This window comes from Streptomyces sp. 7N604 (assembly GCF_052245475.1).
Classification (GTDB): domain Bacteria; phylum Actinomycetota; class Actinomycetes; order Streptomycetales; family Streptomycetaceae; genus Streptomyces.
In genome coordinates, this window is sequence record NZ_JBQQBX010000001.1 from 419,776 (window position 1) to 445,915 (window position 26,140).

Annotated in this window: 20 protein-coding genes and 2 tRNA genes; 10 read left to right on the forward strand and 12 right to left on the reverse strand. The window is 71.8% G+C overall.

The window, feature by feature from the left end; all coding sequences use genetic code 11:
- Positions 1–24 precede the first annotated feature (24 nt).
- From ACTWP8_RS01940 to ACTWP8_RS01950, 3 genes are all read left to right on the forward strand, one after another.
- Entirely contained in the window at positions 25–1,305 is a 1,281-nt protein-coding gene (locus ACTWP8_RS01940; RefSeq protein WP_443320373.1) for an MFS transporter, read from the forward strand.
- Positions 1,302–2,345 carry a TolB family protein gene (locus tag ACTWP8_RS01945; protein ID WP_443320374.1) on the forward strand — a complete coding sequence of 348 codons (1,044 nt, stop codon included), beginning with the start codon at positions 1,302–1,304 and terminating at the stop codon, positions 2,343–2,345. The genes ACTWP8_RS01940 and ACTWP8_RS01945 overlap by 4 nt, the downstream gene beginning before the upstream one ends.
- A gap of 493 nt (positions 2,346–2,838) precedes the next feature.
- Positions 2,839–3,078: a hypothetical protein gene (locus ACTWP8_RS01950; protein WP_443320375.1), complete on the forward strand. Its 240-nt coding sequence runs from the start codon at positions 2,839–2,841 to the stop codon at positions 3,076–3,078.
- A gap of 89 nt (positions 3,079–3,167) precedes the next feature.
- Here the strand turns inward: ACTWP8_RS01950 and ACTWP8_RS01955 are convergent.
- Positions 3,168–3,241 (reverse strand) — tRNA-Ile (locus ACTWP8_RS01955).
- Positions 3,242–3,420: 179 nt separating this feature from the next.
- A tRNA-Asn gene (locus ACTWP8_RS01960) sits at positions 3,421–3,493 on the reverse strand.
- Between the two features lie 159 nt (positions 3,494–3,652).
- Between ACTWP8_RS01960 and ACTWP8_RS01965 the strand changes: the two genes are divergently transcribed.
- The 4 genes from ACTWP8_RS01965 (at position 3,653) to ACTWP8_RS01980 (ending at position 9,555) form a co-directional block, all read left to right on the forward strand.
- The gene (locus tag ACTWP8_RS01965) at positions 3,653–3,952 is read left to right on the forward strand and encodes a YtxH domain-containing protein (RefSeq protein ID WP_443318691.1); all 300 of its coding nucleotides are present in this window, start codon (positions 3,653–3,655) and stop codon (positions 3,950–3,952) included.
- 238 nt (positions 3,953–4,190) lie between these two features.
- Positions 4,191–5,690 carry an FGGY family carbohydrate kinase gene (locus tag ACTWP8_RS01970; RefSeq protein WP_443320376.1) on the forward strand — a complete coding sequence of 500 codons (1,500 nt, stop codon included), beginning with the start codon at positions 4,191–4,193 and terminating at the stop codon, positions 5,688–5,690.
- 206 nt (positions 5,691–5,896) lie between these two features.
- Positions 5,897–7,630: an ABC transporter ATP-binding protein gene (locus ACTWP8_RS01975; RefSeq protein WP_443320377.1), complete on the forward strand. Its 1,734-nt coding sequence runs from the start codon at positions 5,897–5,899 to the stop codon at positions 7,628–7,630.
- The gene (locus ACTWP8_RS01980) at positions 7,627–9,555 is read left to right on the forward strand and encodes an ABC transporter ATP-binding protein (protein WP_443320378.1); all 1,929 of its coding nucleotides are present in this window, start codon (positions 7,627–7,629) and stop codon (positions 9,553–9,555) included. Before ACTWP8_RS01975 ends, ACTWP8_RS01980 begins: the two co-directional genes overlap by 4 nt.
- A gap of 175 nt (positions 9,556–9,730) precedes the next feature.
- Here ACTWP8_RS01980 and ACTWP8_RS01985 read toward each other — a convergent pair whose 3' ends face one another.
- The 6 genes from ACTWP8_RS01985 to ACTWP8_RS02010 all read right to left on the reverse strand — a co-directional run bounded on the left by ACTWP8_RS01985 (position 9,731) and on the right by ACTWP8_RS02010 (position 18,298).
- Positions 9,731–10,978, reverse strand: a complete 1,248-nt coding sequence (locus ACTWP8_RS01985; RefSeq protein WP_443320379.1) for an RNA polymerase sigma factor — start codon at positions 10,976–10,978, stop codon at positions 9,731–9,733.
- A 198-nt stretch (positions 10,979–11,176) separates the two neighbouring features.
- Positions 11,177–13,117, reverse strand: coding sequence for a DNA primase (gene dnaG / locus ACTWP8_RS01990; protein ID WP_443320380.1), 1,941 nt, complete (start codon positions 13,115–13,117; stop codon positions 11,177–11,179).
- 77 nt (positions 13,118–13,194) lie between these two features.
- A complete protein-coding gene (locus ACTWP8_RS01995) occupies positions 13,195–14,193 on the reverse strand; it encodes a threo-3-hydroxy-L-aspartate ammonia-lyase (RefSeq protein ID WP_443318685.1) in 999 nt (332 codons plus the stop codon).
- Positions 14,193–15,467, reverse strand: a complete 1,275-nt coding sequence (locus tag ACTWP8_RS02000; protein ID WP_443320381.1) for an NAD(P)/FAD-dependent oxidoreductase — start codon at positions 15,465–15,467, stop codon at positions 14,193–14,195. The genes ACTWP8_RS01995 and ACTWP8_RS02000 overlap by 1 nt, the downstream gene beginning before the upstream one ends.
- A 240-nt stretch (positions 15,468–15,707) precedes the next feature.
- The gene (locus ACTWP8_RS02005) at positions 15,708–17,072 is read right to left on the reverse strand and encodes a deoxyguanosinetriphosphate triphosphohydrolase (protein ID WP_443320382.1); all 1,365 of its coding nucleotides are present in this window, start codon (positions 17,070–17,072) and stop codon (positions 15,708–15,710) included.
- A gap of 254 nt (positions 17,073–17,326) precedes the next feature.
- Entirely contained in the window at positions 17,327–18,298 is a 972-nt protein-coding gene (locus ACTWP8_RS02010) for a sirohydrochlorin chelatase (protein ID WP_443320383.1), read from the reverse strand.
- A gap of 343 nt (positions 18,299–18,641) precedes the next feature.
- Between ACTWP8_RS02010 and ACTWP8_RS02015 the strand changes: the two genes are divergently transcribed.
- Positions 18,642–19,361, forward strand: coding sequence for a SanA/YdcF family protein (locus ACTWP8_RS02015; protein ID WP_443320452.1), 720 nt, complete (start codon positions 18,642–18,644; stop codon positions 19,359–19,361).
- Between the two features lie 204 nt (positions 19,362–19,565).
- Positions 19,566–21,881, forward strand: a complete 2,316-nt coding sequence (locus tag ACTWP8_RS02020) for a molybdopterin oxidoreductase family protein (protein ID WP_443320384.1) — start codon at positions 19,566–19,568, stop codon at positions 21,879–21,881.
- Positions 21,882–21,958: 77 nt separating this feature from the next.
- Here the strand turns inward: ACTWP8_RS02020 and ACTWP8_RS02025 are convergent, their stop codons facing one another.
- The 3 genes from ACTWP8_RS02025 to cutA form a co-directional block, all read right to left on the reverse strand.
- Positions 21,959–22,381, reverse strand: a complete 423-nt coding sequence (locus tag ACTWP8_RS02025) for a gamma-glutamylcyclotransferase family protein (protein WP_443320385.1) — start codon at positions 22,379–22,381, stop codon at positions 21,959–21,961.
- Positions 22,382–22,557: 176 nt separating this feature from the next.
- Complete coding sequence (locus tag ACTWP8_RS02030; protein WP_443320386.1) at positions 22,558–23,841, reverse strand: streptophobe family protein; 1,284 nt, start codon at positions 23,839–23,841, stop codon at positions 22,558–22,560.
- A 290-nt stretch (positions 23,842–24,131) separates the two neighbouring features.
- Positions 24,132–24,446 carry a divalent-cation tolerance protein CutA gene (gene cutA, locus ACTWP8_RS02035; RefSeq protein ID WP_443320453.1) on the reverse strand — a complete coding sequence of 105 codons (315 nt, stop codon included), beginning with the start codon at positions 24,444–24,446 and terminating at the stop codon, positions 24,132–24,134.
- Between the two features lie 293 nt (positions 24,447–24,739).
- Here cutA and ACTWP8_RS02040 point away from each other — a divergent pair, with 293 nt between their 5' ends.
- Positions 24,740–25,222 (forward strand): spore-associated protein A, encoded by a 483-nt coding sequence (locus tag ACTWP8_RS02040; RefSeq protein ID WP_443320387.1) that lies wholly within the window; start codon positions 24,740–24,742, stop codon positions 25,220–25,222.
- Positions 25,223–25,353: 131 nt separating this feature from the next.
- On the opposite strand, the gene ACTWP8_RS02045 is transcribed toward ACTWP8_RS02040, so the two are convergent.
- A complete protein-coding gene (locus ACTWP8_RS02045; RefSeq protein WP_443320388.1) occupies positions 25,354–26,133 on the reverse strand; it encodes a sulfite exporter TauE/SafE family protein in 780 nt (259 codons plus the stop codon).
- Positions 26,134–26,140: the final 7 nt, after the last annotated feature.

A 26,140-nucleotide genomic window follows, 5' to 3' on the forward strand; every position in this document is an offset into this window, starting at 1 on the left:
TTCTCGCCCCGAAAGGTCGCCCGCATGTATCTGTCCTCGATCGACCGGCCCACGGCCGACGATCCGCCATCCGCTGAGCACTCTGGCCGACGCGGGCTCGCCGTGGTCGGCGGGAACGTGTTCGCGCTGGGCACGGTCAGCTTGGTCACCGACATTTCCACCGAGATGGTCGCCGCGATCCTGCCCGCCTACCTCGTCCTCGGGCTGTCGCTGAGCCCGTTGGCCTACGGCATGATCGACGGGATCTACACCGGTGCCACGGCGGTGCTGCGGCTGGTGGGCGGATACGTCGCCGACCGCATCCGCAAACCCAAGTGGGTGGCAGGCACCGGGTACGCGATGTCGGCGGTGGCCAAGCTGGGGCTGCTCGCGGCAGGCCGCTCGGCGGGGGCGATCGGCCTGGTCATCGCCGTCGACCGGACAGGCAAGGGGCTGCGCACCGCACCCCGCGACGCCCTGATCACCCTGTCGGCCCCGCCTCACGCGCTGGGCCGCGCGTTCGGCGTGCACCGGGCCATGGACAGCGTCGGCGCGTTCCTCGGCCCGCTGGTCGCGCTGGCCGTGCTGGCGGCGGCAGGCCAGGCCCTCGACGCCGTCCTGGTCACGAGCTTCTGCGTCGCGGCAATAGGCGTGCTCATCCTCGTGCTCTTCGTGCGCGACCGGCGCGACGACCGCCCGGCCACCACGACAGTGTCCCCCAGGGACGTCGCGGAACTGCTGCGCGCCGCGCCGGTACGCAGGCTGCTGCTGGCCGCCTGCCTGCTCGGCTTCGCCGTCATCGGCGACGGCTTCGTCTACCTGCTGCTGCAACGCCGCGAGGACATCGCCCTCGGCTGGTTCCCGCTGCTCGCGGTCGGCACCAGCCTGACCTACCTGCTGCTGGCCATCCCCATCGGCGCGCTGGCCGACCGGATCGGCAGGCTGCCCATAGTCCTCGCAGGCTACGCCGCGCTGTGCGCGGTCTACCTGCTGCTGTTCGGACCGCTGCACGGCTGGCCGCTGCTGGCCGCGGCGCTGGTCCTCTACGGCTTCTTCTACGCCGCCACGGACGGCGTACTGATGGCCCTGGCCGCTCCGGTGCTGCCCGAACATCTGCGCACCACCGGCATCGCACTGATCCAGACCGGACAAGCCCTCGCCTACCTCACCTCCTCAGTCCTGTTCGGACTCGCCTGGCAGCTGTGGAGCCCGGCCACCGCCAGCCGGATAGCCGCCGCCGTTGCCGTACTGGCCGTCGTGGCCACGGCATTCCTGCTGATCAACCGATCCACCAACACGAATACCGACACCGAGGTGACCCCATGACCGAGCAGACCACGACCGACACCGAGACGCCGCAGCAGAGCCCGCCGCCTGCGCCGCCCCGGTTCGGGCGAGCCGCTCGCATCACCACCACGGTGGCCGCCACCATCGCACTCGCAGGTCTCGCGATCGGCTACGTCCACTTCAGGGGGTCACCGGAAGCGGCAGACGCCCCCGCCACGGCCCAGACGGTGTCGCTGGCGCCGGGCCCGCGGCTGCTCACCCTGATGAGCACCGGGCAAGTGACCACGGTCGACAAGGACAACCCGGGCGGCACCCGCGCGGTGTCGAAGACCAAGTGCGATCGCATCTACGCCGCCGCGCGAACGGTGGCCTGCCTCTACGCCGACGGGATACTCGGCACCGTCAAGATGCGCATCCTCGACGCGGACCTTCGGGAACGCAAGGCCATCCCGGTCAGCGGCATCCCCAACCGGGTCCGTGTCTCGACAAGTGGCCGCATGGTCTCCTGGACCGCCTTCGTCGGCGGCGACAGCTACGCCACCCTCGACTTCTCCACCCGCACCGGGGTCTACGACACCAAGACGGGAACCCTGTTCAAGACACTGGAAACCTTCGACGTCATCAAAGACGGCAAGCCGTATCAGTCGGTCGACGTCAACTACTGGGGAGTGACTTTCACCGACGACGACAACACCTTCTACGCAACCATGTACACCAAGGGCCACCGCTACCTGGTCCAAGGTGACTTCGCCGCGCGAACCGTCCGCACCCTGCGCGACTACGTCGAATGCCCATCGCTCTCGCCCGACGGGACCAGGATCGCGTTCAAAGCACCCATCAACGGCGACTCCACCCGGGGCTGGCGGCTCTCCGTGCTCGACCTCGCCACCAACCGCGTCACCAGCACAGCCGAAACCCGCAGCGTGGACGACCAAGCGGCCTGGCTGGACAACTCCACCCTCGCCTACGTCCAGCAACACGACAACGGCACCAAAGACCTCTGGACCGTCCCCGCCGACGGCTCCGGCAAACCGAAGCTGCTGCTGCGCGACGCCCACTCCCCCACCGCGCTCGGCTGATCACACCCGATGGGAAACCTGAAATCGAGGCCTTCCACATCAACGGCAGGCTGGGGCTGTGATTTCCCCTCCACACGGAATGGCCGCGCGATGACGGTCTCGTCCCCCGGCGGGCGGGGGACGAGCCCACACCTGGGCACCTGCTTCCGACAGAGCTGCGCGCTTCCCTAGGTCGCCGCCTAAGGCCCCGCATCCCCACAGCACACTCGGTGGCTGAAGAAGCCGAGACTGACCACGTTGCGAACATTGTCGAGGCCCCCTCGTCCGGCCTCCCGTAGGGGCAGCGGGACCGGTCGAGTCATCCTCGTACCACTGGCCCCCGCTAGCCCGCCGCGAACCCGCCGGCCCCTGGAGGATCGAAGCGAAGACCCGGCACGACGGGGACCTCCTCGGCGAGATCAGGACGACCGGCCGCGGCCCGGAGCACGCAACCAACGCTGCGACGACGTCGATACGGGACCACTGCGCGAGCGCAGGCTTCGAGGTCTTGCGGATGGACAACCTCAACAACGAGTACTCGGAGGACCAGCGGCCGCACTTCACGCTAATCCGCTTCTTCATCGACCGCGCGGCGGGCACGGGCCTCGAAGGATGGGGGCCGCAGCCGCCTGCTCCGGGCAGCGACACCAGGGGCCCCAACAAGATCAGGAACCTCGCGGAAACGCCGCGTAGGGGCTCCGGGGACCCGACCGACGCCCTCCGGGCCCCTGTAGGGCCCCTGGATCTGGTTTGAGGACTTCGGAGGCGCCGCCACAGCACACGTGGCGACGTCTGCCGTCACGTTCCCGCAGGTCAGAACCTTTTTCCCGGACGCCCGTACGGTGGGGCGGGTGGGACTCGAACCCACGGCCGACGGATTATGAGTCCGCTGCTCTAACCGGCTGAGCTACCGCCCCGTATCGGCGCGCCGCGCACATCTGTGCGCGCCGTCTGCCGCAGCATAGCTGCTCATAGGATCTGCCGCCCGTGTGGGCTGCGGTCACCCGGACTGGAGGACATCGATCACGGTGCCCGCGGTTCCCGGGTCCGTGAAGCCATGAAAAAAGGCCCCCCGGGCGGGGGCCTTCATCCTGTGCTCCCCCGACTGGACTCGAACCAGTAACCTGCCGGTTAACAGCCGGCTGCTCTGCCAATTGAGCTACAGGGGACTGCTCCGCTCGGATCCGCCCAGCCGTTTCTCCGCGGGCGTTCCCTCGCTGCGAGCAATACATTAGCGCATGCCAGGGGGTGCCCCGAAATCCGTATTCGCATCGGTGCCCGCCCGGCGGGGCATGCGCTCTGTACGCGTCGAGTGAAGGGTGGAAGCCATGCGGTACCGGCTCACGTTCATCACCGGTCTGGCTGTCGGTTACGTGCTGGGGGCGCACGCGGGGCGGGAGCGGTACGAGCAGCTGCTCAAGTCCGCGCGGCAGGTCGCCCAGAACCCGGCGGTCCGTAACGCTGCGGAGGCCGCGGCGACGAATGGGCGCCGCGTCGCGTCGAGGGCGGTGGAATCGGTCAGCGCCAGAGTGGGCGACCGCCTCCCGAGCTCGGTCACGGACCGCGTCCGCTCACTGCGCGACCAGCGCGCACCGGAAGAGGACGACTGGGGCACCACCAACACGTAACGCCACGGCCCGGCCGGCTCCGCGCCTGCGGCGGGCCGGCCGGTTCCAGGCCTCTGACCGGGCCTGTCCGCCCTGCCTGCCCATGTGATCACTGTCACGTCGGGGCGCCCGCCGGGTGGGCGCGGGGCCGTATAACGCCGTACAACAAGGGCAGCATCCGGCCACGCGGAGCGGCGGTCCGACATACCGTCTGCCTTGCCGGTCGCAGAGTGCGAGCGGTACGGCATCATCTGTCCGCATGGGGATAGTCGCCGGTCTGGACAGCTCTTCCGAGTACACACGCATCGTCGTCTGCGACACCGACACCGGTGCCGTGCTCAGGCAGGGGTACGCCCCGCACCCCACCGACGGTGAGGGGGACGCCACCAGCGGCGGCGGAAAGAAGCGGACCGAGATCGATCCGCAGGCGTGGCTGATGTCGCTCGGTGAGGCGGCGACCGGCGGAGTGCTCGAGGGCGTGCAGGCCATCGGGGTGTCCGCCCAGCAGCACGGCCTTGTGCCGCTCGACGCCGACGGCTCCCTCGTACGGCCCGCGCTGCTCGGCAACGACAAGCGCGCGCAGTCCGCGGCCGCCGATCTGATCGACGCGCTGGGCGGGCGTACGGCGTGGGCCGAGGCCGTGGGGGCCGTGCCGACGGCCGCGCAGCCCGTGGCCAAGCTGCGCTGGCTGGCGCGGAGCGAGCCCGACTCGGCCCGGCGCACCGCCGCCGTGCTGCAGCCGCACGACTGGCTGGTGTGGCAGCTGCTGGGGCGGCCCGCGCGGCAGACCACCGACCGGGGCGGCGCCTCGGCCACCGGCTACTGGTCGGCGGCCACCGGCGCGTACCGCCCGGATCTCGTCGAGCTGGCGCTCGGCCGCTCCGTGGCCCTGCCGGATGTGCTCGGTCCCGCCGAGCCCGCGGGCACGACGCCCGAGGGGCTGCTGATCTCCGCCGGTACGGGCGAGACGATGGCCGCGTCCTTCGGGCTCGGGGTCGGTCTCGGCGACGCGGTGGTCTCGCTCGGCGCCTCCGGGTCGATCTTCGCCGTGCACCAGGAGGCCCTGGCGGACTCGACGGGGACGATCACCTCCTTCGCCGACGCGACCGGCATGCACCTGCCCGTCGTGCACACGCTGAACGCGGTGCGCGTGCTGCGCGGGACCGCCGAGCTGCTCGGCACGGACCTGGACGGGCTGTCCGCGCTCGCGCTCAAGTCGACGCCCGGCTCGCACGGCCTGGTGCTGCTCCCCTACCTCGAGGGCGAGCGGACCCCGTACCTGCCGCACACCGCCGGGACCCTCGCGGGCCTGCGGCGGGAGAGCATGAAGCCGGAGCACCTGGCGCGGGCGGCGTTCGAGGGCATGCTGTGCGGTCTGGCGGACGCGCTGGACGTGCTGCGCGCCCGCGGGGTCGCCGTCCAGCGGGTGTTCCTCCTCGGTGCGGCCGCCGAGCTGCCGGCCGTGCAGGCCATGGCGCCCGCGCTCTTCGGGGCGCAGGTGGTCTTCCCGCAGGCCGCCGACTACGCGGCGCTGGGCGCGGCCCGGCAGGCGGCCTGGGCCCTCGGCGTTGCGGAGGGCAGGTTGTCACCGCAGCAGCCGCCGCTCTGGCAAGGGCCGTCGGCGCAGGTCTTCGAGCCGGGTTCGGCGGATCCCACGGACGATCCGGGCGACGGGCTCGCGGTGGGCCAGGCCGTACGGCAGCAGTTCGCGGCGGTGCGCGAGGAGACCCACCCGGGCTCCTTCGCCAGGTCCGGATAACGACCCCGGTCCGGACGCGGACGGCGCCCCACGGGCCCGTCCCACAGGCCCGCCCCGGAGCGTTCGCCCACTGGCGGATAACGTAGGACAGACGGGGGCGCAGAGCGCGGATTGCAGCGAAACTCATTTGACCTCAACCGAAGTTGAGGCAGCAAGGTTGTCCCCTGGAGCGCAGTGCACAGGCACCGACCGAAGGGAGACTCCTTGTGCTGATCCGACTCCTGCGGACGCACCTCGGGCCGTACAGACGCCCCATAGCCTGGCTCGTTCTGCTGCAGCTCGTGCAGACGACCGCCACCCTCTACCTGCCGACCCTCAACGCCGACATCATCGACAACGGTGTGGTACAGGGCGATACGGGCTACATCCTGCAGTTCGGCGGCATCATGATCGCCGTCAGCCTGCTTCAGGTGGCCGGCAACGTCGGAGCCGTCTACTTCGGCGCGCGCACCGCCTCGGCTCTGGGAAGGGACGTGCGGGCGGCCGTCTTCGACCGGGTGCAGAGCTTCTCGGCCCGCGAGGTGGGGACCTTCGGGGCGCCCTCGCTGATCACCCGGACCACCAATGACGTCCAGCAGGTGCAGATGCTGGTGCTCATGGCGTTCACGCTGATGGTCTCGGCGCCGATCATGTGCGTGGGCGGGATCATCATGGCGCTCGGGCAAGATGTGCAGCTGTCCGCCGTGCTGCTGGCGGTGGTGCCGGTGCTGGGTGTGGCCGTGAGCCTGATCATCCGGAAGATGCGGCCGCTGTTCCGCACCATGCAGGTGCGCCTCGACACGGTCAACCGGGTGCTGCGCGAACAGATCACCGGCAACCGCGTGATCCGGGCCTTCGTGCGCGACACGTACGAGCAGGAGCGATTCGGCAGGGCCAACACCGAACTCACCGATGTGTCGCTGTCCACCGGGCGGCTGATGGCGCTGATGTTCCCGACCGTGATGACGGTGGTGAACCTCTCCAGCATCGCCGTGGTCTGGTTCGGTGCGCACCGGATCGACGGCGGTGGGATGCAGATCGGCGCGCTGACCGCGTTCCTCGCCTATCTGATGCAGATCGTGATGGCCGTGATGATGGCCACCTTCATGTTCATGATGGTGCCGCGGGCCGAGGTGTGCGCCGAGCGCATCGAGGATGTGCTGGACACCGAGTCGAGCGTGGTGCCGCCCACCGAGCCGGTGACCCGCCTCGCGCGCCACGGCCATCTCGCCGTACGCGGCGCGGACTTCCGCTACCCGGGCGCGGAGGCGCCGGTGCTGCACGGCGTCGATCTGGTCGCGCGGCCCGGCGAGACCACGGCGGTCATCGGGTCGACGGGCAGCGGCAAGTCGACGCTGCTGGGGCTCGTACCGCGGCTGTTCGACGCAACGGGCGGTCAGGTGCTGGTCGACGGCGAGGACGTACGGACGCTGGACCCCGTACTGCTGGCGAGGACCGTGGGGCTTGTGCCGCAGAAGCCGTATCTCTTCTCCGGGACGGTCGCGACGAACCTGCGGTACGGGCGGCCCGACGCGACGGACGAGGAGCTGTGGCACGCGCTCGAGGTGGCGCAGGCGAAGGACTTCGTGTCCCGGCTGGAGGGCGGGCTGAACGCGCCCATCGCGCAGGGCGGCACGAACGTCTCCGGCGGGCAGCGGCAGCGACTGGCGATCGCGCGGACTCTGGTGCAGCGCCCGGAGATCTATCTCTTCGACGATTCCTTCTCCGCGCTGGACTACGCGACGGACGCGGCCCTGCGTGCGGCGCTGGCGCGCGAGACGGCGGAGGCGACCGTGGTGATCGTGGCCCAGCGGGTGTCCACGATCCGCGACGCCGACCGGATCGTGGTCCTCAACGAGGGCCGGGTCGTCGGCACCGGGCACCACCACGAACTGATGGAAAGCAACCAGACCTACCGGGAGATCGTGCTCTCCCAGTTGACGGAGGCAGAAGCGGCATGAGCGGCGGGGGACCGATGGCGCGCATGATGGGCGGGGGTCCCGCTCAGCGCTCGATGGACTTCAAGGGGTCGGGCAAACGGCTGCTGCGGCAGTTCAGGCCGGAGCGGGTCACGCTGTACGCGATGCTGGCGGCCGGGGTGGGCAGCGTCGCGCTCTCGGTGGCCGGGCCGAAGATCCTCGGTGACGCCACCGATCTGGTCTTCGCGGGGACCGTCGGGGAGCGGATGCCGGAGGGGCTCACCAAGGAGCAGGCGCTCCAGGGCATGCGGGACCGGGGCGACGAAGGAGTCGCCGACATGCTCTCGGGGACGGACTTCACGCCGGGGCAGGGCATCGACTTCGGGGCGGTGGGCGGCATCCTGCTGTCCGCGCTCGCCATCTTCCTGGTCGCCGGGGTGCTGATGCTGGTCGCCACCCGGCTTTCCAACCGGGCCATCAACCGCACTGTGTTCCGGATGCGCGAGCAGGTGCAGGCGAAGCTGTCGGCGGTGCCGCTGTCGTACTTCGACCGGCAGAAGCGGGGTGAGGTGCTCAGCCGGGCCACCAACGACATCGACAACATCGGCCAGACGCTCCAGCAGACGATGGGACAGCTCATCAACTCCCTGCTGACCATCGTGGGCGTGCTGGTGATGATGTTCTGGATCTCGCCGCTGCTGGCGCTGGTCGCGCTGGTGACCGTACCGCTGTCGGCGATCGTGGCGACCCGGGCGGGCAAGCGGGCGCAGCCGGAGTTCGTGCAGCAGTGGAGGTCCACCGGCAAGCTGAACGCGCACATCGAGGAGATGTACACCGGGCACACCCTGGTGAAGGTCTTCGGACGGCAGGAGGAGTCGGCTCGGGCCTTCGCCGAGCAGAACGATGCGCTCTACAAGGCCGGTTTCAAGGCGCAGTTCATCAGCGGGAGCATGCAGCCGCTGATGATGTTCGTCAGCAACCTCAACTACGTCCTGGTGGCGGTCGTCGGCGGGCTGCGGGTCGCCTCGGGTGCGCTGTCCATCGGGGACGTGCAGGCCTTCATCCAGTACTCGCGGCAGTTCTCCATGCCGCTGACGCAGGTCGCCTCGATGGCGAACCTCGTGCAGTCGGGCGTGGCGTCCGCCGAGCGGGTCTTCGAGCTGCTGGACGCGGACGAGCAGTCGCCCGAACCGGCGTCCCCCCAGCGGCCGTTGGAGGCCCGCGGCAAGGTCGCGCTGGAGGAGGTGTCCTTCCGCTACGAGCCGGACAAGCCGCTCATCGAGGACCTGTCGCTGACGGTCGAGCCGGGCCAGACGGTCGCCATCGTCGGCCCGACCGGTGCCGGCAAGACCACGCTCGTCAATCTGCTGATGCGGTTCTACGAGGTGAGCGGCGGCCGGATCACCCTCGACGGGGTGGACGCGGCGGCGATGTCGCGGGAGGAACTGCGCTCCGGGATCGGCATGGTGCTCCAGGACACCTGGCTGTTCGGCGGCACGATCGCGGAGAACATCGCGTACGGGAGCGAGAAGGCGACGCGCGAGCAGATCGAGGAGGCGGCGCGGGCCGCGCACGCCGACCGCTTCATCCGCACCCTGCCCGACGGCTACGACACGGTGATCGACGACGAGGGTACGGGCGTCAGCGCGGGCGAGAAGCAGCTGATCACCATCGCCCGTGCCTTTCTCTCCGACCCGGTGATCCTGGTGCTCGACGAGGCGACCAGCTCGGTGGACACCCGCACCGAGGTGCTGATCCAGCGGGCCATGGCGAACCTCAGCCACGGCAGGACCAGCTTCGTCATCGCCCACCGGCTGTCCACGATCCGCGACGCCGACGTGATCCTGGTGATGGAGAACGGGTCGATCGTGGAGCAGGGCACACACGAGGAACTGCTGGCGGCGGAAGGCGCCTACGCCAGGCTGTACGCGGCCCAGTTCGCGCAGGCGGTGGCGGAGGTCGACTGACCCCGCACCGCCCATGACCCGCGTGGATGCACGTTGGCGGGGAGCGGAGCGGGAGAAACTGCCCTGGAGGTGTCCCCCGGGGGAAGGCGCTCGATGCTGCGCGCACCGGAGTTCGCCGACTCGATGCGGGAGGCGATCCACTCGAAATGATCGGCGGGGCCCTGCCGCTCCCGGCTCAGTCGAGGTAGCCGCGCAGCTGCTCCGCGAAGGCGTGGTCGCGGAGCTTGTTGAGGGTCTTGGACTCGATCTGGCGGATCCGCTCGCGGGTCACGCCGAAGATACGGCCGATCTCCTCGAGTGTGCGCGGCCGCCCGTCGGCCAGCCCGTACCGCAGCTGCACGACCTTGCGCTCGCGCTCGCCGAGCGTGGAGAGCACGGCCTCCAAGTGCTCGCGCAGCAGCAGGAATGCGGCGGACTCGACGGGTGAGGTGGCGTCGCCGTCCTCGATGAGATCGCCGAGGGCGACGTCCTCCTCCTCGCCGACGGGGGCGTGCAGCGACACCGGTTCCTGGGCGAGCCGCAGCACCTCGCTGACCCGCTCCTCGGAGAGGTCGAGATGAGCGGCGACCTCTTCGGGACTCGGCTCGTAGCCGCGCTCCTGGAGCATCCGGCGCTGCACCCGCACGACCCGGTTGATCAGTTCGACGACGTGGACGGGCACGCGGATCGTACGTGCCTGGTCGGCGAGGGCTCGGGACATGGCCTGGCGGATCCACCAGGTGGCATAGGTGGAGAACTTGAAGCCGCGGGCGTAGTCGAACTTCTCGACGGCTCTGATCAGGCCGAGGTTGCCCTCCTGGACGAGGTCGAGCATGGTCAGGCCGCGGCCGATGTAGCGCTTGGCGACCGACACGACCAGGCGGAGGTTGGCCTCGATGAGGCGGCGCTTGGCCATCCGGCCGAGGACGACCAGCTTGTCGAGGTCGACGGCGAGCTGAGAGTCGAGGTCGGGGGTGTTGCTGAGCTTCTCCTCGGCGAAGAGCCCGGCCTCGACGCGGCAGGCGAGTTCGACCTCTTCGGCCGCGGAGAGCAGCGGGATCCGGCCGATTTCGCGGAGGTACTGGCGGAACAGGTCGGAGGACGGCCCGCCGGTGTCGATGCGCGGCGGCAGCACGGGGGCTATCTCCTCGACGAGGATTTCGGCGGCTATCCCGGCGACTTCGGGCGCCGGCGCCGGCGCGCCGCCGGACTCCGGACGGCGGGGGACGAGGGCCTGCGGCGGCACCGTGGTGAGCGCGCCGTTCAGGGGCTGGGTCTGGGTCTGCACGGGGGCGACCTCCAGGGTGAGCGCTGCCGGATCGGGGGCATGCGGCAGCGGAACGGTTGCGGCCGGGCCGCCGTCCGTCCCGTACGTCTGATGCGGATCCGCAGGGGCTTCCGGTCCCGACCGACCGGGCCCGCCGCGCTCCGATGACTCAGGCACCGCTCACCAGTGTGGAGTACGACACATGCCCGCCACGAGAGGTCTGCGTCCACTTTCTGAGAGGAATGTGACCCGGCGCGTCCGGGCGACTACAGCAACTCGCATGGGGTCAGGGGCGGTGGGCCACGGCGGCCGGACGGCGGGCGGCCCCGGGGGGGCGGGCTGCGGGGCGGCCCGGGCAGGCGGACTGCGGGCGGACTAGAGCGCTGCGGCGCCGCGGTCCTGGAGAGACCTGCCGTAGTCCTGAAGCACCTTGAGCTCGTTCTGGACCGCGACCACGGCCGAAGACTGCTGCCCGCTCTCCAGCCTGCGGAGCTGGGCGTGGAGTTCGGCCACCCGGCGGTTCACCGCGGCGAGCCGTACAGCCACCAGCTGCGTGCCCGCGTACAGCTCGTCGGGATCGCGGCGGGTGTGCAGCGGCTCGACCGCGAGCTCGGTGACCAGGGCGCGCACCGAGTCGTCGGGGGCGGCCTCGCGGACCCGCGCCAGATAGTCCCCGTCGGCCGCCGACGCTCCTCCGGCCGCCTCGATGGCCAGCCGGACGGTCGCGTAGGGCGGGGCGGTGAACTCGTCGGCGCCGTAGGCATCGAAGGCCGGGGAGACCAAGTCCGGGCGCTGGAGGGCGAGTTTGAGCAGCTCGCGCTCGACGCGGTGGGCCGGGCTGCGGAGGTTCAGGGCCGGGCCGCGCGACGGCTGGGGGCCGGGCCCGGCGCCTGCGGGCTGGGCGCCGGGCTGCCGCTGTCCCGGCGCGCCGCGATGGCCCGTACGGCCACGGTCCTGGGGTCCGTCATGGCCGTGGCTGTCGCGGCTGCGGGCCAGGGCGCGCACCCGCCGGATGATGGACTGCTCCTCGGCCTGGCTGTTGATGCCGACCATGCCGACGAGCCGGATCGCGTAACGGTCGCGCAGCCCGGTGTTCTTGATCGCCGCGACGACGGGCACCGCGGCGTCGACGGCGGCGATGCGCCCTTCCTCGGTGTCCAGGTTGTAGCGGGAGACGATGGACTTCAGCGCGAAGGCGAAGAGGGGGGTGCGGGAGTCGACCAGGGCCTTGACCGCGTCGTCGCCTTCCGCGAGGCGGAGTTCGCAGGGGTCCATGCCGCCGGGGGTGATGGCGATGGAGGTCTCGGCGGCGAACTTCTGGTCGTCCTCGAAGGCGCGGAGCGCAGCCTTCTGCCCGGCGGCGTCGCCGTCGAAGGTGAAGACCACCTCCGCGGCGGCGTTGTCCATCAGCAGCCGCCGCAGGATCTTCACATGGTCGCCTCCGAAGGCGGTGCCGCAGGTGGCGATGGCGGTGGTGACCCCGGCGAGGTGACAGGCCATGACGTCCGTGTAGCCCTCGACGACGACGGCTCGGCTGGTCTTGGCGATGTCCTTCTTGGCGAGGTCGATGCCGTACAGAACGTGGGACTTCTTGTAGAGCGGGGTCTCGGGGGTGTTGAGGTACTTGGGTCCGTTGTCGTCCTCGCGGAGCTTGCGGGCGCCGAAGCCGACGACCTCGCCGGTGATGTCCCGGATGGGCCACATCAGGCGGCCGCGGAAGCGGTCGATGGGGCCGCGGCGGCCGTCCTGGGCGAGGCCGGAGAGGATCAGCTCCTTGTCGCTGAAGCCGCGGCCGCGCAGGAAGCGGACGAGGTGGTCCCAGCCGGCCGGAGCGTAGCCGACAGCGAAGTGCTGGGCGGCGGCCTGGTCGAAGCCGCGGGAGGCCAGGAACGTACGGCCGATCTCGGCCTCGGGTCTTTCGAGCTGCTCGATGTAGAACTGCGTGGCGATCTTGTGGGCTTCGACGAGCCGGATCCGCTCGCCCTGCTGGCGTCCTGGGGTGTAGCCGCCCTCCTCGTAGCGGAGGGTGATCCCGGCCTGGGCGGCGAGCCGCTCGACGGCCTCGGAGAAGGACAGGTGGTCGACCTTCATGATGAAGTCGAGGGTGTCGCCGCCCTCTTGGCAGCCGAAGCAGTGGTAGAGCCCCTTGCTCGGACTGACATGAAAGGAGGGGGACTTCTCATCATGAAAGGGGCAGAGCCCTTTGAGGTTTCCGCCTCCGGCGTTGCGCAGCTGGAGGTACTCGGATACGACGGCGTCGATCGGGACCGCGTCCCTGACCGCCTTCACGTCGTCATCGATGATCCTGCCTGCCACGCGTGAATTCTACGGCCGGGGTCCGACAGCCCCGCGCCGCGCGTCAGGCGACCACGCCCCGCCGGCCGGCCTAGCCCTCAGCCGCCCATCAGCTCCAGGAACCGCGGCAGCCCGATGTTCCCGCCGGAGATCACTACTCCGACGCGGGGCGGCAGCGGGTCGAGCTTCCCGGCCAGCAGCGCGGCGAGCGCGGTTGCGCCGCTGGGCTCGATCACGATCTTCAGCCGCTCGAAGGCCAGCCGCATCGCTGCGAGGATCTCGTCGTCGCTGACCAGCAGCACGTCCTCGAGCAGCCGCTGGTTGATCGAGAATGCCAACTCACCCGGAGTCTGGAGCGCTTGGCCGTCGGCGATCGTCCGCGGCACGGGAATGGACACCCGGTGCCCGGCCTCCAGCGACCGCTTGGTGTCGTCCCCCGCCTCCGGCTCGACCCCGATCATGCGGATACGGGGGGCGAGCGCGGTCGCGGCCGTGGCGCAGCCCGCCATCAGCCCGCCGCCCCCGACCGGGGTCAGCAGCGCGTCGAGCTCACCGGCCTCCTCCATCAGCTCCAGACCGACCGTGCCCTGCCCCGCTATGACGTGCGGATGCTCGTACGGAGGGATCAGCGCGAGGCCGCGCTCCGCCGCCAGCTGCTCGCCGATGGCCACGCGGTCGCCGGTGTAGCGGTCGTAGGTGACGATCTCGGCCCCGTATCCGGCCGTCGCCGCGACCTTGGACGGGGGTGCGTCCTCGGGCATGACGATGACCGCGGTGCTGCCGGCCTCCCGGGCCGCCAGCGCGACCGCCTGGGCGTGGTTGCCCGAGGAGTACGCGGCGACGCCGCGGCTCAGCTGAGCGGGCGACAGCCGCGAGATCGCGTTGTAGGCGCCACGGAACTTGAAGGCGCCGATCCGCTGGAAGTTCTCGCACTTGAGGAAGGTCTCGGCGCCGACGAGGCGGTCGAGGGTCCTGGAGCGCAGTACGGGGGTGCGGTGGGCGACACCCTTGAGCCGTTCGGCGGCGTCCCGTATGTCGTCGAAGGTGACGGGCGGCGTGTCGGCGCGCGCGCCGGAGGCCGTGTCCGCGTGGCCCATCAGGCGCCTTGTCCCGCGATCAGCGAGGCCAAGGGGACGGCAGGGTCGGCCAGGGCGTCCTGGTCGACGGGCTGCCCGGAGCGGATGAGCTGCTGGATCGGCTCGGTGACGTCCCAGACGTTGACGTTCATGCCCGCCAGGACGCGGCCCTCGCTGAGCCAGAAGGCGATGAACTCGCGCTTGGCGACGTCGCCGCGGAGCAGCACCTGGTCGTACGAGCCGGGGGGCGCGTAGCCGGAGTACTCGAGCCCGACGTCGTACTGGTCGGAGAAGAAGTACGGCACCCTGTCGTACGACACCTGCCGGCCGAGCATGGCGCGGGCCGCCGCCGGGCCGCCATTGAGGGCGTTGGCCCAGTGCTCGACGCGGATCCGGGCGCCGAAGAGCGGGTGCTCGGCGGCGGCCACGTCCCCGGCCGCGTAGATGTCCGGGTCGGAGGTGCGCAGGGAGGCGTCGACGGCGATGCCGCCGCCGTCGGCCCGGTCGACCAGGGCCAGGCCCGCGGCCTCGGCGAGGCCGGTGCGCGGGGCGGCGCCGATCGCCGCGAGGACGCTGTGGGCCGGCTGCTCCTCGCCGTCGTCGGTGCGGGCGGCGAGGACCATGCCGTCCTGTCCCGTGATCTCGGTGAGCCGGACGCCGAAGCGGAAGCGGACTCCGTGCTCGCTGTGCAGATCGGTGAGCAGCGCTCCCATCTCGGGGCCGACGACGGTGTGCAGCGGCGTGGGCTGGGGCTCGACGACGGTGACCTCGGCGCCGTAGCCGCGGGCCGCAGCCGCGACTTCGAGGCCGATCCAGCCGGCGCCCGCGATGACCAGGTGACCGTTGTCCCGGCCGAGGGTGGCGAGGACGCCGCGCAGCCGGTCGGCATGGGCGAGCCTGCGCAGGTGGTGGACTCCGGCGAGGTCGGTACCGGGGATGTCGAGGCGGCGGGGCTCCGCGCCGGTGGCGAGCAGCAGCTTGTCGTAGTGGATGCGGGTGCCGTCGCCGAGGGTCACGGCCTTGGCGTCACGGTCGAGCCGGATGGCGGGCTGGCCGAGGTGGAGCTCGATCTCGGCCTGGGCGTACCAGGCGGGCTCGTGGACGAAGACGCTGTCTCGCTCGTCGTTGCCGATGAGATAGCCCTTGGACAGGGGCGGGCGCTCGTAGGGGTGGTCGCGCTCGTCGCAGATGAGGATGACCCGGCCGGTGAAGCCCTCGGAGCGCAGCGTCTCGGCCGCCTTCGCCCCGGCCAGCCCTCCCCCGACGATGACGAACGTCTGATGTGCGTCGACCACTTGGTGCCTCCTCGCTGCCGGGCATTAAGCCTGTGTCCATCGTCCCCCGCACTGCTCGCCTCAAGCGAGCCTCCCGCACGGGGCGTGCTGCGGGAAGGGGAACCGCGCCGCGCCGGTCGCCGCCGTGCCCCCTGTGCTCCCGCCTTATGCCCTCCTGTCCACTCGGCTGCTGCACCTCGCGCTCCTGCACGCTGCGCTCCGGTACCTCGCGCTTCTGCACGGTGCGCTCCTGCCCGCCGCCTACGGCGCCCCGCCCGTCACGCGCGCGTGCAGCCCGCGGGCCGAGGCGTCGGTGAGCGCGGCGATCTGGTCGACGACGACCCGCTGCCGCGCCCGGTCGTCCCCGGCGGCCGCGTGCAACGCGCGGTACTGCGGGTCGAGGCCGTCGGGTGCGCGGGCGCTGAGCGCCTCCGCCAGCTCCGCCAGGATGATCCGCTGCTCGGCACGTACCCGTTCCTGCTCCGCACGCTGCATGACGTACAGGTCGGCGACCGCCTTGAGCACCGCGCATTCCAGGCGGGCGTTGCGCGGAACGACCAGCTCAGCGGCATACCGGGTGAGCCTGCCGTTGCCGTACGCCTGGCGGGTCGCGCCCTCCGCGGCGAGACAGAAACGGCCGATGAGCTGGCTGGTCGCGTCCTTCAGGCGGGCCTGGGCGACGGCGGATCCGTCGTAGCCGTGCGGCCACCACTGCTGGTCGACCAGCCGGTCGAGGGCCTCGGCGAGCTCGGCAGGCTCCGTGCCGGGCGGGGCGTAGCGGCGGGCGGCGCAGGCGAAGATCTCCCGGCGCTCGGGCTCGGCGAGCAGCATGTTGGGGTCGAGGTGGCCTGCGTGCAGGCCGTCCTCGACGTCGTGGACGGAGTAGGCCACGTCGTCGGACCAGTCCATCACCTGGGCCTCGAAGCACTGGCGCTGCGGCGGGGCGCCCTGTCGCAGCCAGGTGAACAGGGGCAGGTCGTCCTCGTAGACACCGAACTTCGGGGAGTTGGGGTCTGTGGGGTGGCCGCCGCGCGGCCAGGGGTATTTGGTGGCGGCGTCCAGGGCCGCGCGGGTGAGGTTCAGCCCGACGCTGACCGGCTCTCCGCCGTCGTCGCCGGGCACGAACCGCTTGGGCTCGAGGCGGGAGAGGAGGCGGAGTGACTGTGCGTTGCCCTCGAAACCTCCGCAGTCCTTGGCGAAGTCGTTGAGGACCTGCTCGCCGTTGTGCCCGAAGGGCGGGTGGCCGAGGTCGTGGGCGAGGCAGGCGGCCTCGACGAGGTCGGGGTCGCAGCCGAGCGCGGCGCCGAGTTCCCGGCCGACCTGCGCGCACTCGAGCGAGTGGGTCAGCCGGGTGCGGGGGCTGGCGTCCCATCCGAGGGTCCGCTCGCCGGGGGTGACGACCTGGGTCTTGCCCGCGAGGCGGCGCAGCGCGGCGGAGTGCAGGACGCGGGCGCGGTCGCGCTGGAAGGCCGTACGGCCGGGGCGCTTGTCGGGCTCGACGGCCCAGCGCTCGGTGTCCGCGTCGCTGTACGGGTGCGGGGGCCGGGCCTGCCCTGCATGTCCCGCGTGCCCGGCGTACGGGGCATGGTGCGCGCTGGATGCATCCGTTCGGTCGTTACCTGCCATATAGGGACGGTAACGGGCGCAGCCGACAGGCGTGACGGGCGGCCCCGGTCATAACGGGGCGCGGGGGACCGGGCGGGCGGCTGCTGGGCGCGGGACCGGGCAGGCAGCTGCTGGGCGCGGGATCGGGCGGGCGGCTGGGCGGGACCGGCAGTCGCGGAATCAGACGGTCGTGGGATCGGGCGGTCGCGAAGTCGGGCAGGCGTGGGATCAGGCGGCTACGGAATCAGGCAGGCGCGGGCTCAGGAGGCGCGGGATCAGGCGGTCGCGAGATGCGGCTCTCCCGCTGCGGCGAGGGCGGCAGCGGGCGCGGCGGCGGAGATGGCGCCCTGGGCGGCGTCCTGTGGTGCGGCGAGAGCCTGGTCGTAGCGGTGCAGGACGAGCCGGGCGAGGGCCGGGTGCACACCGATCGGGGCGGCGGCGATGCCCGGGGCCTGTGCCGCGCTCTGGACGGCGAACCGGCCGGGTGCGGTGAAGTACGAGGCGACGGCGATGCGGTCGCGGCCGCGGGCGCGGAGCGCGGACACGGCTTCGGGCACGGTCGGGGCGGCGGCGGAGGCATAGGCGGGCAGCACGGGCACGCCGCCGAGCCGGGCGCTCAGCAGCTCGGCCGTACGGGTGGTGTCGGCGGCGGATTGGGGGTCGAGGGACCCGGCGGCCGCCAGGACCACGCCGCTGCGGGCGGCTTCCGCACCGCGGTCGGGCGTCCGCCAGCCGGCCTCGGAGAGCCGGGAGTGCAGGGCTTCGGCGAGGAGCGGGTGCGGGCCCAGCGGGGCGGCGATCCGGGCGCACAGGTGCGGCGCCGCGGCGACGGCCTGCGGAATGTCCTGCTTGACGTGGTAGCCGCGGCCGAAGAGCAGCGGTACGAGGACGGCTTCGCCGCGCAGCCCGGCGAGCGTGTCCGCGAGCAGCGGGTCGTTGAGCTCGATGTGCCCGAGCCGGACGGGCAGGCCGGGGCGCAGGGCGCGGACGAGGTCGAGGAGCGCGGTGACGGTGCGCAGTGCTCTCGGGTCGCGACTGCCGTGCGCGACGGCGACGAGCGTCGGTGGCGCGGCCGGCCGACGGCCCCTCCGCGGCTGGTGGGCCTCCCGCGGCTGGTGGGCCTCCCGCGGCTGGTGGGCCTCGTGCGGGCTGCGGCCTTCGTGCGAGCCGTCCTCGTCCTGGCAGCGCAGGCTGCGGGTCCCGGCGGACAGGAGCTGGCTGCTGAGCTGTGCGGTGATCTGGGTCATGAGCTGCGCCGTGCTGTCGAGGTGGACGGTGGTTCCTGGAGGGGCTGAGCCTGGAGGAGGTGTCGACGCCGTCATGCAGAGATTCTGTCCAGCGGGGATTGCCGGGCTATTGCGCCGCGGTGACACCTGATTTCGGGTGCCTCACCGGGTGGGGTCCGCGACGGAGATGTCGCTCGTTCGGATGGCCTTCCCGGTCGATCACGCGTTCTGAGAACTCTTTCGCCCTTCCGATCGTCGAGGGAGATGGGGAGCGGGACGAGGACGATCAGGGGGAGAGGCCATGCGAGGGCTTCGGCTGCCGCGCTTGGGGCTGCGGCGCTTCGGGATGGCGCGCTTGGTGGGGATGCCGCGCTTGCGACTGCCGCGCCTCGGAATCGGGAATCTGCGCTTGCCCTTGCCCTTGCGCCTGCGCCTGCCGCGGACGCGGCTGGGGAGACGGCGTGCGGTGCAGGCCGTGATGCTGGGGTGCGCGCTGGCCCTGCTGCCGGCGACGTGGATGCATGCGACGGCGTCGGCCCGGGTGCGGGCCGTGGCCGACGCGCCGCGGGCGCCGGTGGCCGTCGTCTTCGGGGCGGGGCTGTGGCAGGGGCAGCCGACGCCGTACCTCGCGCACCGGCTGGACGCGGCCGCGGAGCTGTACCGGGCGGGGAAGATACGGGTCGTCCTGGTCACGGGCGACAACAGCCGCTCCGATTACGACGAGCCGGACGCGATGCGCGGCTATCTGACCGCGCGCGGGGTGCCCGGCGACCGGATCGTCAGCGACTACGCCGGATTCGACACCTGGGATTCGTGCGTGCGGGCCAAGCGGATCTTCGGGGTGGACCGGGCGCTGCTGATCAGCCAGGGGTTCCACATACGCCGGGCGCTCGCGCTGTGCGAGGCGGCGGGCATCGACGCGTACGGCGTGGGCGTGGCCGAGCGGCGTGACGTCACCTGGTGGTACGGCGGTGTGCGGGAGCTCGCGGCGTCGGGCAAGGCAGCGCTGGACGCGGCGGTGCGGCCCGACCCGCACTTCCTCGGTCCGCGCGAGGCGGGGGTCAGCCAGGCGCTGGCCGGGTGACGGGTGCCACAGGGTCGGGACCGTCCGGAGCTGCGGGGCCGCGCGTCAGCTGCGGGGCCGCACGTCTGCCGGGAGCCGTTTGCGCAGCTCGGAGGCGGTCCGCGCAGACCTCACGGGCCAGTGGCCGGAATGCTGAGGTGGCCGTGCAGCGGGCGTAACGCGCCGGGGCTCGTCCCGTAACACCTCTGACGCATGCTGTGCGGTATGCAGAGCGCCACCGCACCAGAAACACGTACCGCACCGGCCGCCCCCGTCGACACCCACTGTCCCTACTGCGCACTGCAGTGCGGGATGGGGCTGCGGGCGGAGGCGGAGGGCGGCGGCGTCGAAGTCGTGGAGCGGACCGCGTTCCCCGTCAACCGCGGGGCGCTGTGCGGGAAGGGGCGTACCGCCCCCGCTGTGCTCTCCTCCCGGGTGCGCCTGGTCGAGCCCCTGGTCCGACGCCCTGCCACAGGCAAGCTCGAGCCGGCCACCTGGGAGGAGGCCCTGGACCGGATCGCGGCGGGCTTCGCCGGTACGCGCGCGGAGCACGGCCCGGACGCGGTGGGCGTCTTCGGCGGAGGCGGGCTGACCAACGAGAAGGCGTACGCGCTGGGCAAGTTCGCCCGGCTCGTCCTGGGCACCTCGCAGATCGACTACAACGGCCGCTTCTGCATGTCCTCGGCCGCCGCGGCGCACCAGCGCGCCTTCGGCCTGGACCGCGGGCTGCCGTTCCCGATGGCCGACATCCCCCGCACCGGCTGCGTCATCCTCGTCGGCTCCAACCTCGCCGAGACCATGCCGCCCGCGCTGCGCTATCTCACCGAGCTGAAGGAGAACGGAGGCAAGCTGGTCGTCATCGATCCGCGCCGCACCCGTACCGCCGAGCAGGCCGATCTCCATCTCGCGCCCCGGCCCGGCACGGACCTCGCGCTCGCGCTGGGCATGCTGCACCTGGTGGTCGCGGAGGGCCGGGTCGACGAGGAGTTCGTCGCGGCCCGTACGAGCGGCTGGCCCGAGGCGCGGGCCGCGGCCATGGCGCACTGGCCCGAGCTGGTGGAGCGGATCACGGGCGTGCCGCTGCCGCAGCTGCGCGAGGCGGTCGCGCTGTTCTGCGACGCGCCGTCGTCGATGGTGCTCACCGCCCGGGGGCCCGAGCAGCAGTCGAAGGGCACGGACACCGTCGGCGCCTGGATCAATCTCTGCCTGGCGACCGGCAGGGCCGGCCGGCCGCTGTCCGGATACGGCTGCCTCACCGGTCAGGGCAACGGGCAGGGCGGCCGCGAACACGGCCAGAAAGCCGACCAGTTGCCCGGCTACCGCAAGCTGGTCGACCCGGCGGCGCGCGCCCATGTGGCCGAGGTGTGGGGCGTGGACCCGGACGACCTGCCGGGCCCCGGCCGCAGCGCGTACGAGCTGCTGGACGCGCTCGGCACCGATGTGAAGTCGCTGCTGCTGATGGGGTCGAACCCGGTGGTGTCCGCGCCGCGCGCGGCCCACATCGAGGAGCGCATACGGTCGCTCGAGTTCCTCGCGGTCGCCGACGTCGTGCTGTCGGAGACCGCGCAGCTCGCGGATGTCGTGCTGCCGGTGACCCAGTGGGCCGAGGAGACCGGCACCACGACGAACCTCGAGGGCAGGGTGCTGCTGCGCCGCCGTGCCATCACGCCCCCGCCGGGGGTGCGGACCGACCTCGAGGTGCTGAACGGCCTCGCGGTCCGCCTGGGCTGGGAGAAGGGCTTTCCGACGGATCCGGAGGAGGTGTTCGACGAGCTGCGCCGCGCCTCCGCGGGCGGCCCCGCCGACTACTCCGGCATCACGTACCGCCGGATCGCCGAGGAGGACGGGGTCTTCTGGCCCTGCCCGGAAGTACCCGGCACCGAAGAGTCGTCGGACCGCGAGACCCCTGAGGCGGCCTCCAACGCCCCCAAGGCGCCCGACACCCCCAATATCCCCAAGACCGACGAGACGCCGCTCGGCCCGCTGCTGGACGACCCGGCGAACGACTACGAGGCCGAGCCTGCCGACCGCGGCGCCGAGCCGCCGCTCGTCTCCGCCCCGGCCGGAGGCCACCCCGGCACCCCCCGCCTGTTCCTCGACCGGTTCGCGACCGACGACGGTCGCGCCCGGTTCGTACCCGTCACGCACCGACCCGCGGCCGAAGAGCCGGATGCCGACTATCCGGTGCTGCTGACCACCGGGCGGGTCGTCTCGCAGTACCAGTCGGGGGCGCAGACCCGGCGGGTCGACGAGCTCAACGCGGCGGCGCCCGGCCCGTTCGTGCAGTTGCATCCGCAGCTCGCCGAGCGCACGGGGGTGGCCGAGGGCGACCCCGTGGCCGTGGTCTCCCGCCGCGGACGGGCCGTAGCGCCCGCGCAGATCACCCGGGACATCCGGCCGGACACGGTCTTCATGCCGTTCCACTGGCCGGGCGAGGGCCGCGCCAACACGCTCACCAACCCGGCGCTGGACCCCACCTCCCGCATGCCGGAGTTCAAGGTCTGCGCGGTCCGCGTGGAGCCGGCCGCGGCCACCAAGTAACCACCGAAACCACCGGCGACGAGCGGCCACCACAGGCGATCAAACCGCAGGCACCCCCAGCCAGCGGCACCCCCCGCTTACCAGGGCGCCCAGTCACCGTCCGGCACGAGCGTGCCGGTGGCCCGCAGCCGCCGCGCCACCGGCTCCGCGGCCAGATAGACCCAGGCGCGGACGGCCCGCCCGCCGCCGGGAAGCACCTCGCGGGCGACGCGCTCGTACAGGTTGGCCGGGTCCCCCTGCGCGTAGTCCTCCAGCTCGTCGAGTGCGGCGAGCAGCGCCTCGTAGTGCGCGGCCGCCGGGGTGACGAGCTCGCCGCGGATCTCGCCCCCGGGATCGGCCACGGCGTACGGATAGCCGGGCCCCTCGTACAGCACCGCCCCACGCATCCGGGCGGGCACCTCGGACTCGGTGCGCCCGCGCAGGAAACGGTCGTGGTTGACCTGGCCGGGACGCAGCGTCCCGTAGACGAAGAAGGGCAGCCCCGGCCGCTCCACCGTCACCCCCACTCCTCCCTCACACCCGTTCTCGCACCCGTTCTCGCGCTCGTTCTCACCCGTCGCACAAAGCGGTCAAAACCCCAGCACCCTAAGACACCCGTCCCTGAGACGCGCCTTCGGGGCGGCACCTCCCCAGCGCGAAGGCGCGAACGCCGGGCCGCGTCGGCCCCGCTCGCGGTTCACTGCCGGCCGCGGTGCCGCACTCGCGTCGCGGCGAGGCTGCCGAGGAAGCCCGCGACCAGCCCCCAGAGCAGTCCGAAGCCGATGACCGGCAGGAAGTTCGGCTGCAGCGACACGTCGCCGCCCAGGCCGCCGCCCAGGTCTCCGACACCGATGAGCGTGAGCCCGTAGTGCGCGGAGAGCCGGGTGAGCAGCCCGATCACGAGCATGGTGAGGCCGAGTGCCAGCGCCATGTGGACGGCGTGCTGCCAGTGCTTCGTACGGGCCGGGGAGCGGACCGCTGCGGTGAATCCGGCCGCGAGCAGCAGGACGGCGGCCACGGCGACCAGCAGCCAGGCCCGCCCGTCGTGCTCCGCCAGCGAGCCGAGGTCGAGGGTCGCGTCACCGCCGCCCCGGGTGCGCAGCACCTCGTCGAGGACGTGGGGCATCGGCAGCCCGATGCCCTCGGCGACATGGCCGTCCCAGGAGCCGCCGATGCCGATGCCGAGGGCCATCCAGACCAGGTTCGGCAGGGCGAGGAGCAGCACGGCGAAGGTCTCGGCGGGATGCCCGTGCGTGATGGCGGTGATGAGGCCGATGACCAGCCCGATCACGACGTAGCAGAGCAACAGCAGCAGCATGGCGTACGCGGGCGGCCGTACGGACTCCTGGAAGTGCAGCAGCCGGGAGGGCAGCGGTGCCTTGTGGGAGATGACGAAGGTGAGCGCCAGCACGGCCAGCAGCCAGAGCAGCCCGAAGCCCATCGTCGGGCCCGCCTCGGCGCGGAAGCCGACGGTCGGGGTCGCCCCCAGGGCCTCGCCGATGTCCTCGGCGATGCCGCCGCCGAGCGAGATCCGGAAGGTGTGGCGGGCGACGAGCGCCATGACCAGGAGGGCCAGGAGCCAGAGGACGGCGACCCGGACGACCCGGGCGAGCACCTCACGGGTGTCGGCCACCGCCCGGTGGCGCAGCGGCATCAGGAAGGCGAAGGCCATCACCAGGGCTCCGGCGAGGGTCACGGAGAGGGGTACGGCGTCGAGGGCCGCGTCCGTCTCGGCGATGAACCCGGCGTCGCCGTGCAGCTCGACCGAGCCGCCGACCGCGATGACGACGGTGGCCGAGACGACGCGGGGGAACGCGCCACCGGGCAGGTCACCCGCGCCTGCCGCCCAGAGGCCGAGTACGGCGACGACCCACATGGCGACCAGACTGGCGACCACGGCGGCGAGGGCGTCCCGCCAGGCATACACGGGGCGCAGCGCGGGTTTCGCGCCTGCGGGGGCGGCCCTCTGCGTCCGGCTCACGCCGTCCGTCTCCTGCCGCCTGCTGCCCTTTTCCCGCCCATCCCCTGCCTCCCCTGCCTGATTCTGCCGGGATCCGCCCCTTCATCCACGGTAAGCACGGGGGCTCCGTCCCGCTTGCGGGAGGCGCGAAGCCGGACAACACCATAAGCGTGAAGGGAATCGCACGCTGCAGGCGCCACGAGGCCGCCCGCAGGGCCGCCGCCGGGCGGGCCGTACGCCGAGAACTCGAACCCAGTGCGATTGAGGTCGAACAGCCCAAGGGTCAGCGGCCCTACGAGCGCCGGGCGGGCCTAATGCCCGTTTGCCTCCGGGGCGGTTTCCGCGGTCACCCAGGTGAGGTAGTCGGCGCTCCCGGCGACGATCGGCGTCGCGATGATCTCGGGCGTTTCGTACGCGTGCGTGCCCTCGATAAACGCCTCGAGCTCCCGGTACCGCTCCGCGCTCGTCTTGAACAGCACCTGCCACTCCTGCGCGGTCTCGATGGCGCCTTCCCACCGGTACACGGACGTGATGGGCGCGGTGATCTGCGCACACGCCGCCACGCGCGCGTGGACGGCCCCACGCGCGAGGGCCTCGGCCTTCTCTGCGCTGTCGGTAGTGGTCATCACGGTCAGGAATTCGGCCGCCACGCTTGCTCCTTGGATCCGGTTCGCGCCAGGACTGCGTCGCTGAGAACTGTAGGGGCCGGGGCCGCAGCGCCCAGTTCACGCGCCGGAGGTGCGCCTGCGGGTCGCGGCCGCGCGCCCGCATGCCGCTCGGCCGAGACACCAGATTGATCCAAAAAAAGGGCAATTGGCGCCATCTCGCGTACAACTACCAAGCCCTCCCGAAAGTCTCATGGGGTGGATTCAGCAACACCACCATCCAGAGCCGATTGACCAACGGATCGAGGATGCACATGAAGCGTTCCAAGCGTGTTCTGGCGGCGGCGTTAACCGCTGCCGCCACTGCCGGTGCGGGCCTGCTGGCCACGGCGCCCGCCGCAACGGCCACGGCCACGGCCGCGTACAACGGAGTCTGTGGCTCGGGCTACAACGTCGTGAACTCGGCCCCTGTCGGAAGCGTTGGCACGGTCTATCTGACCTACAACGCGACGACCGGCAAGAACTGCGTTGTCACCATCCGCAACACCACGGGCAGCCCGACCTACATGGTCGCCTACCTCAACGTCCTCGACGATCCCGCCTACGAGCCCGCGATCGACGAGGGCGAGTACCGGTCGTACGCGGGGCCGGTATACAAGTACGCGCGCGGTCTTTGCGTCGAGTGGGGCGGGGTCATCGGCGGTTGGGAGACCTTCAACACCGGCTCCAACTGCGGCTCACTGGCCGCCAAGGCGCAGTACGCGGGCAAGTCTGCGAAGTTCTCCGACAGCCGCTGATCCCCGGCTGAGCAGCGGGAGCGGGAGGCGGGAGCCCTCGTCGTGGCGATGAGGACTCCCGCTCCCTGACCGCTGTTCACGGCTGACCGCTGTTCATCTCTGACCGCTGTTCACAGCGCGGCGGCCGGCCCTCACGCCAGCCACTGGTCGTAGGCCAGCTTGCAGACCAGGCTCACCACGACCACCACCAGCACTCCCCGGACGAATCCGCTCCCCTTCTTGAGCGCCATCCGCGCCCCCGCCATGCCCCCCGCCAGGTTGAAGACCGCGAGCAGCGCGGACAGCCGCCACAGGACTGTGCCCTGGACGGTGAACATCGCCAAGGCGCCGAGGTTCGTGCAGACGTTGACGACCTTCGTGGTCGCCGAGGCCGTGACCAGGTCCATGTGGAGGATGGCCGCCAGCGCGATGACCAGGAAGGTGCCCGTGCCGGGGCCGAGCAGGCCGTCGTAGAAGCCGATACCGATGCCCGCGACGAGGATCGCGGTGAGCACCCGCTGCCGAGTGGCCGGTCCCGGCGCGGGGGCCGTGCCGAAGGACGGGCGGAGGAGGACGAAGGCCAGGACCCCGAGCAGGACGACCATGATGAGCGGCCGGAGCACCGCGCTGTCGATGCCCGCCGCGAAGAACGCCCCCGCGAGCGAGCCCCCGACAGCGGCGAGCCCGATCCGTACGGCCGTCCGTACGTCCACGGGCGCCTTGCGCGTGTACGTGACGGCGGCGGCCGATGTGCCGACGATCGCCACCGCCTTGTTCGTGCCCAGTACGTACGCGGGCGGCAGGTGCGGCAGGCCGACCAGCAGCGCGGGGAGTTGGAGCAGACCGCCGCCGCCCACCACCGCGTCGACCCAGCCCGCCGCGGCCGCCGCCAGGCAGAGCAGCAATAACGTTGTCAGCGGTATGTCGGGCACGGCAGGG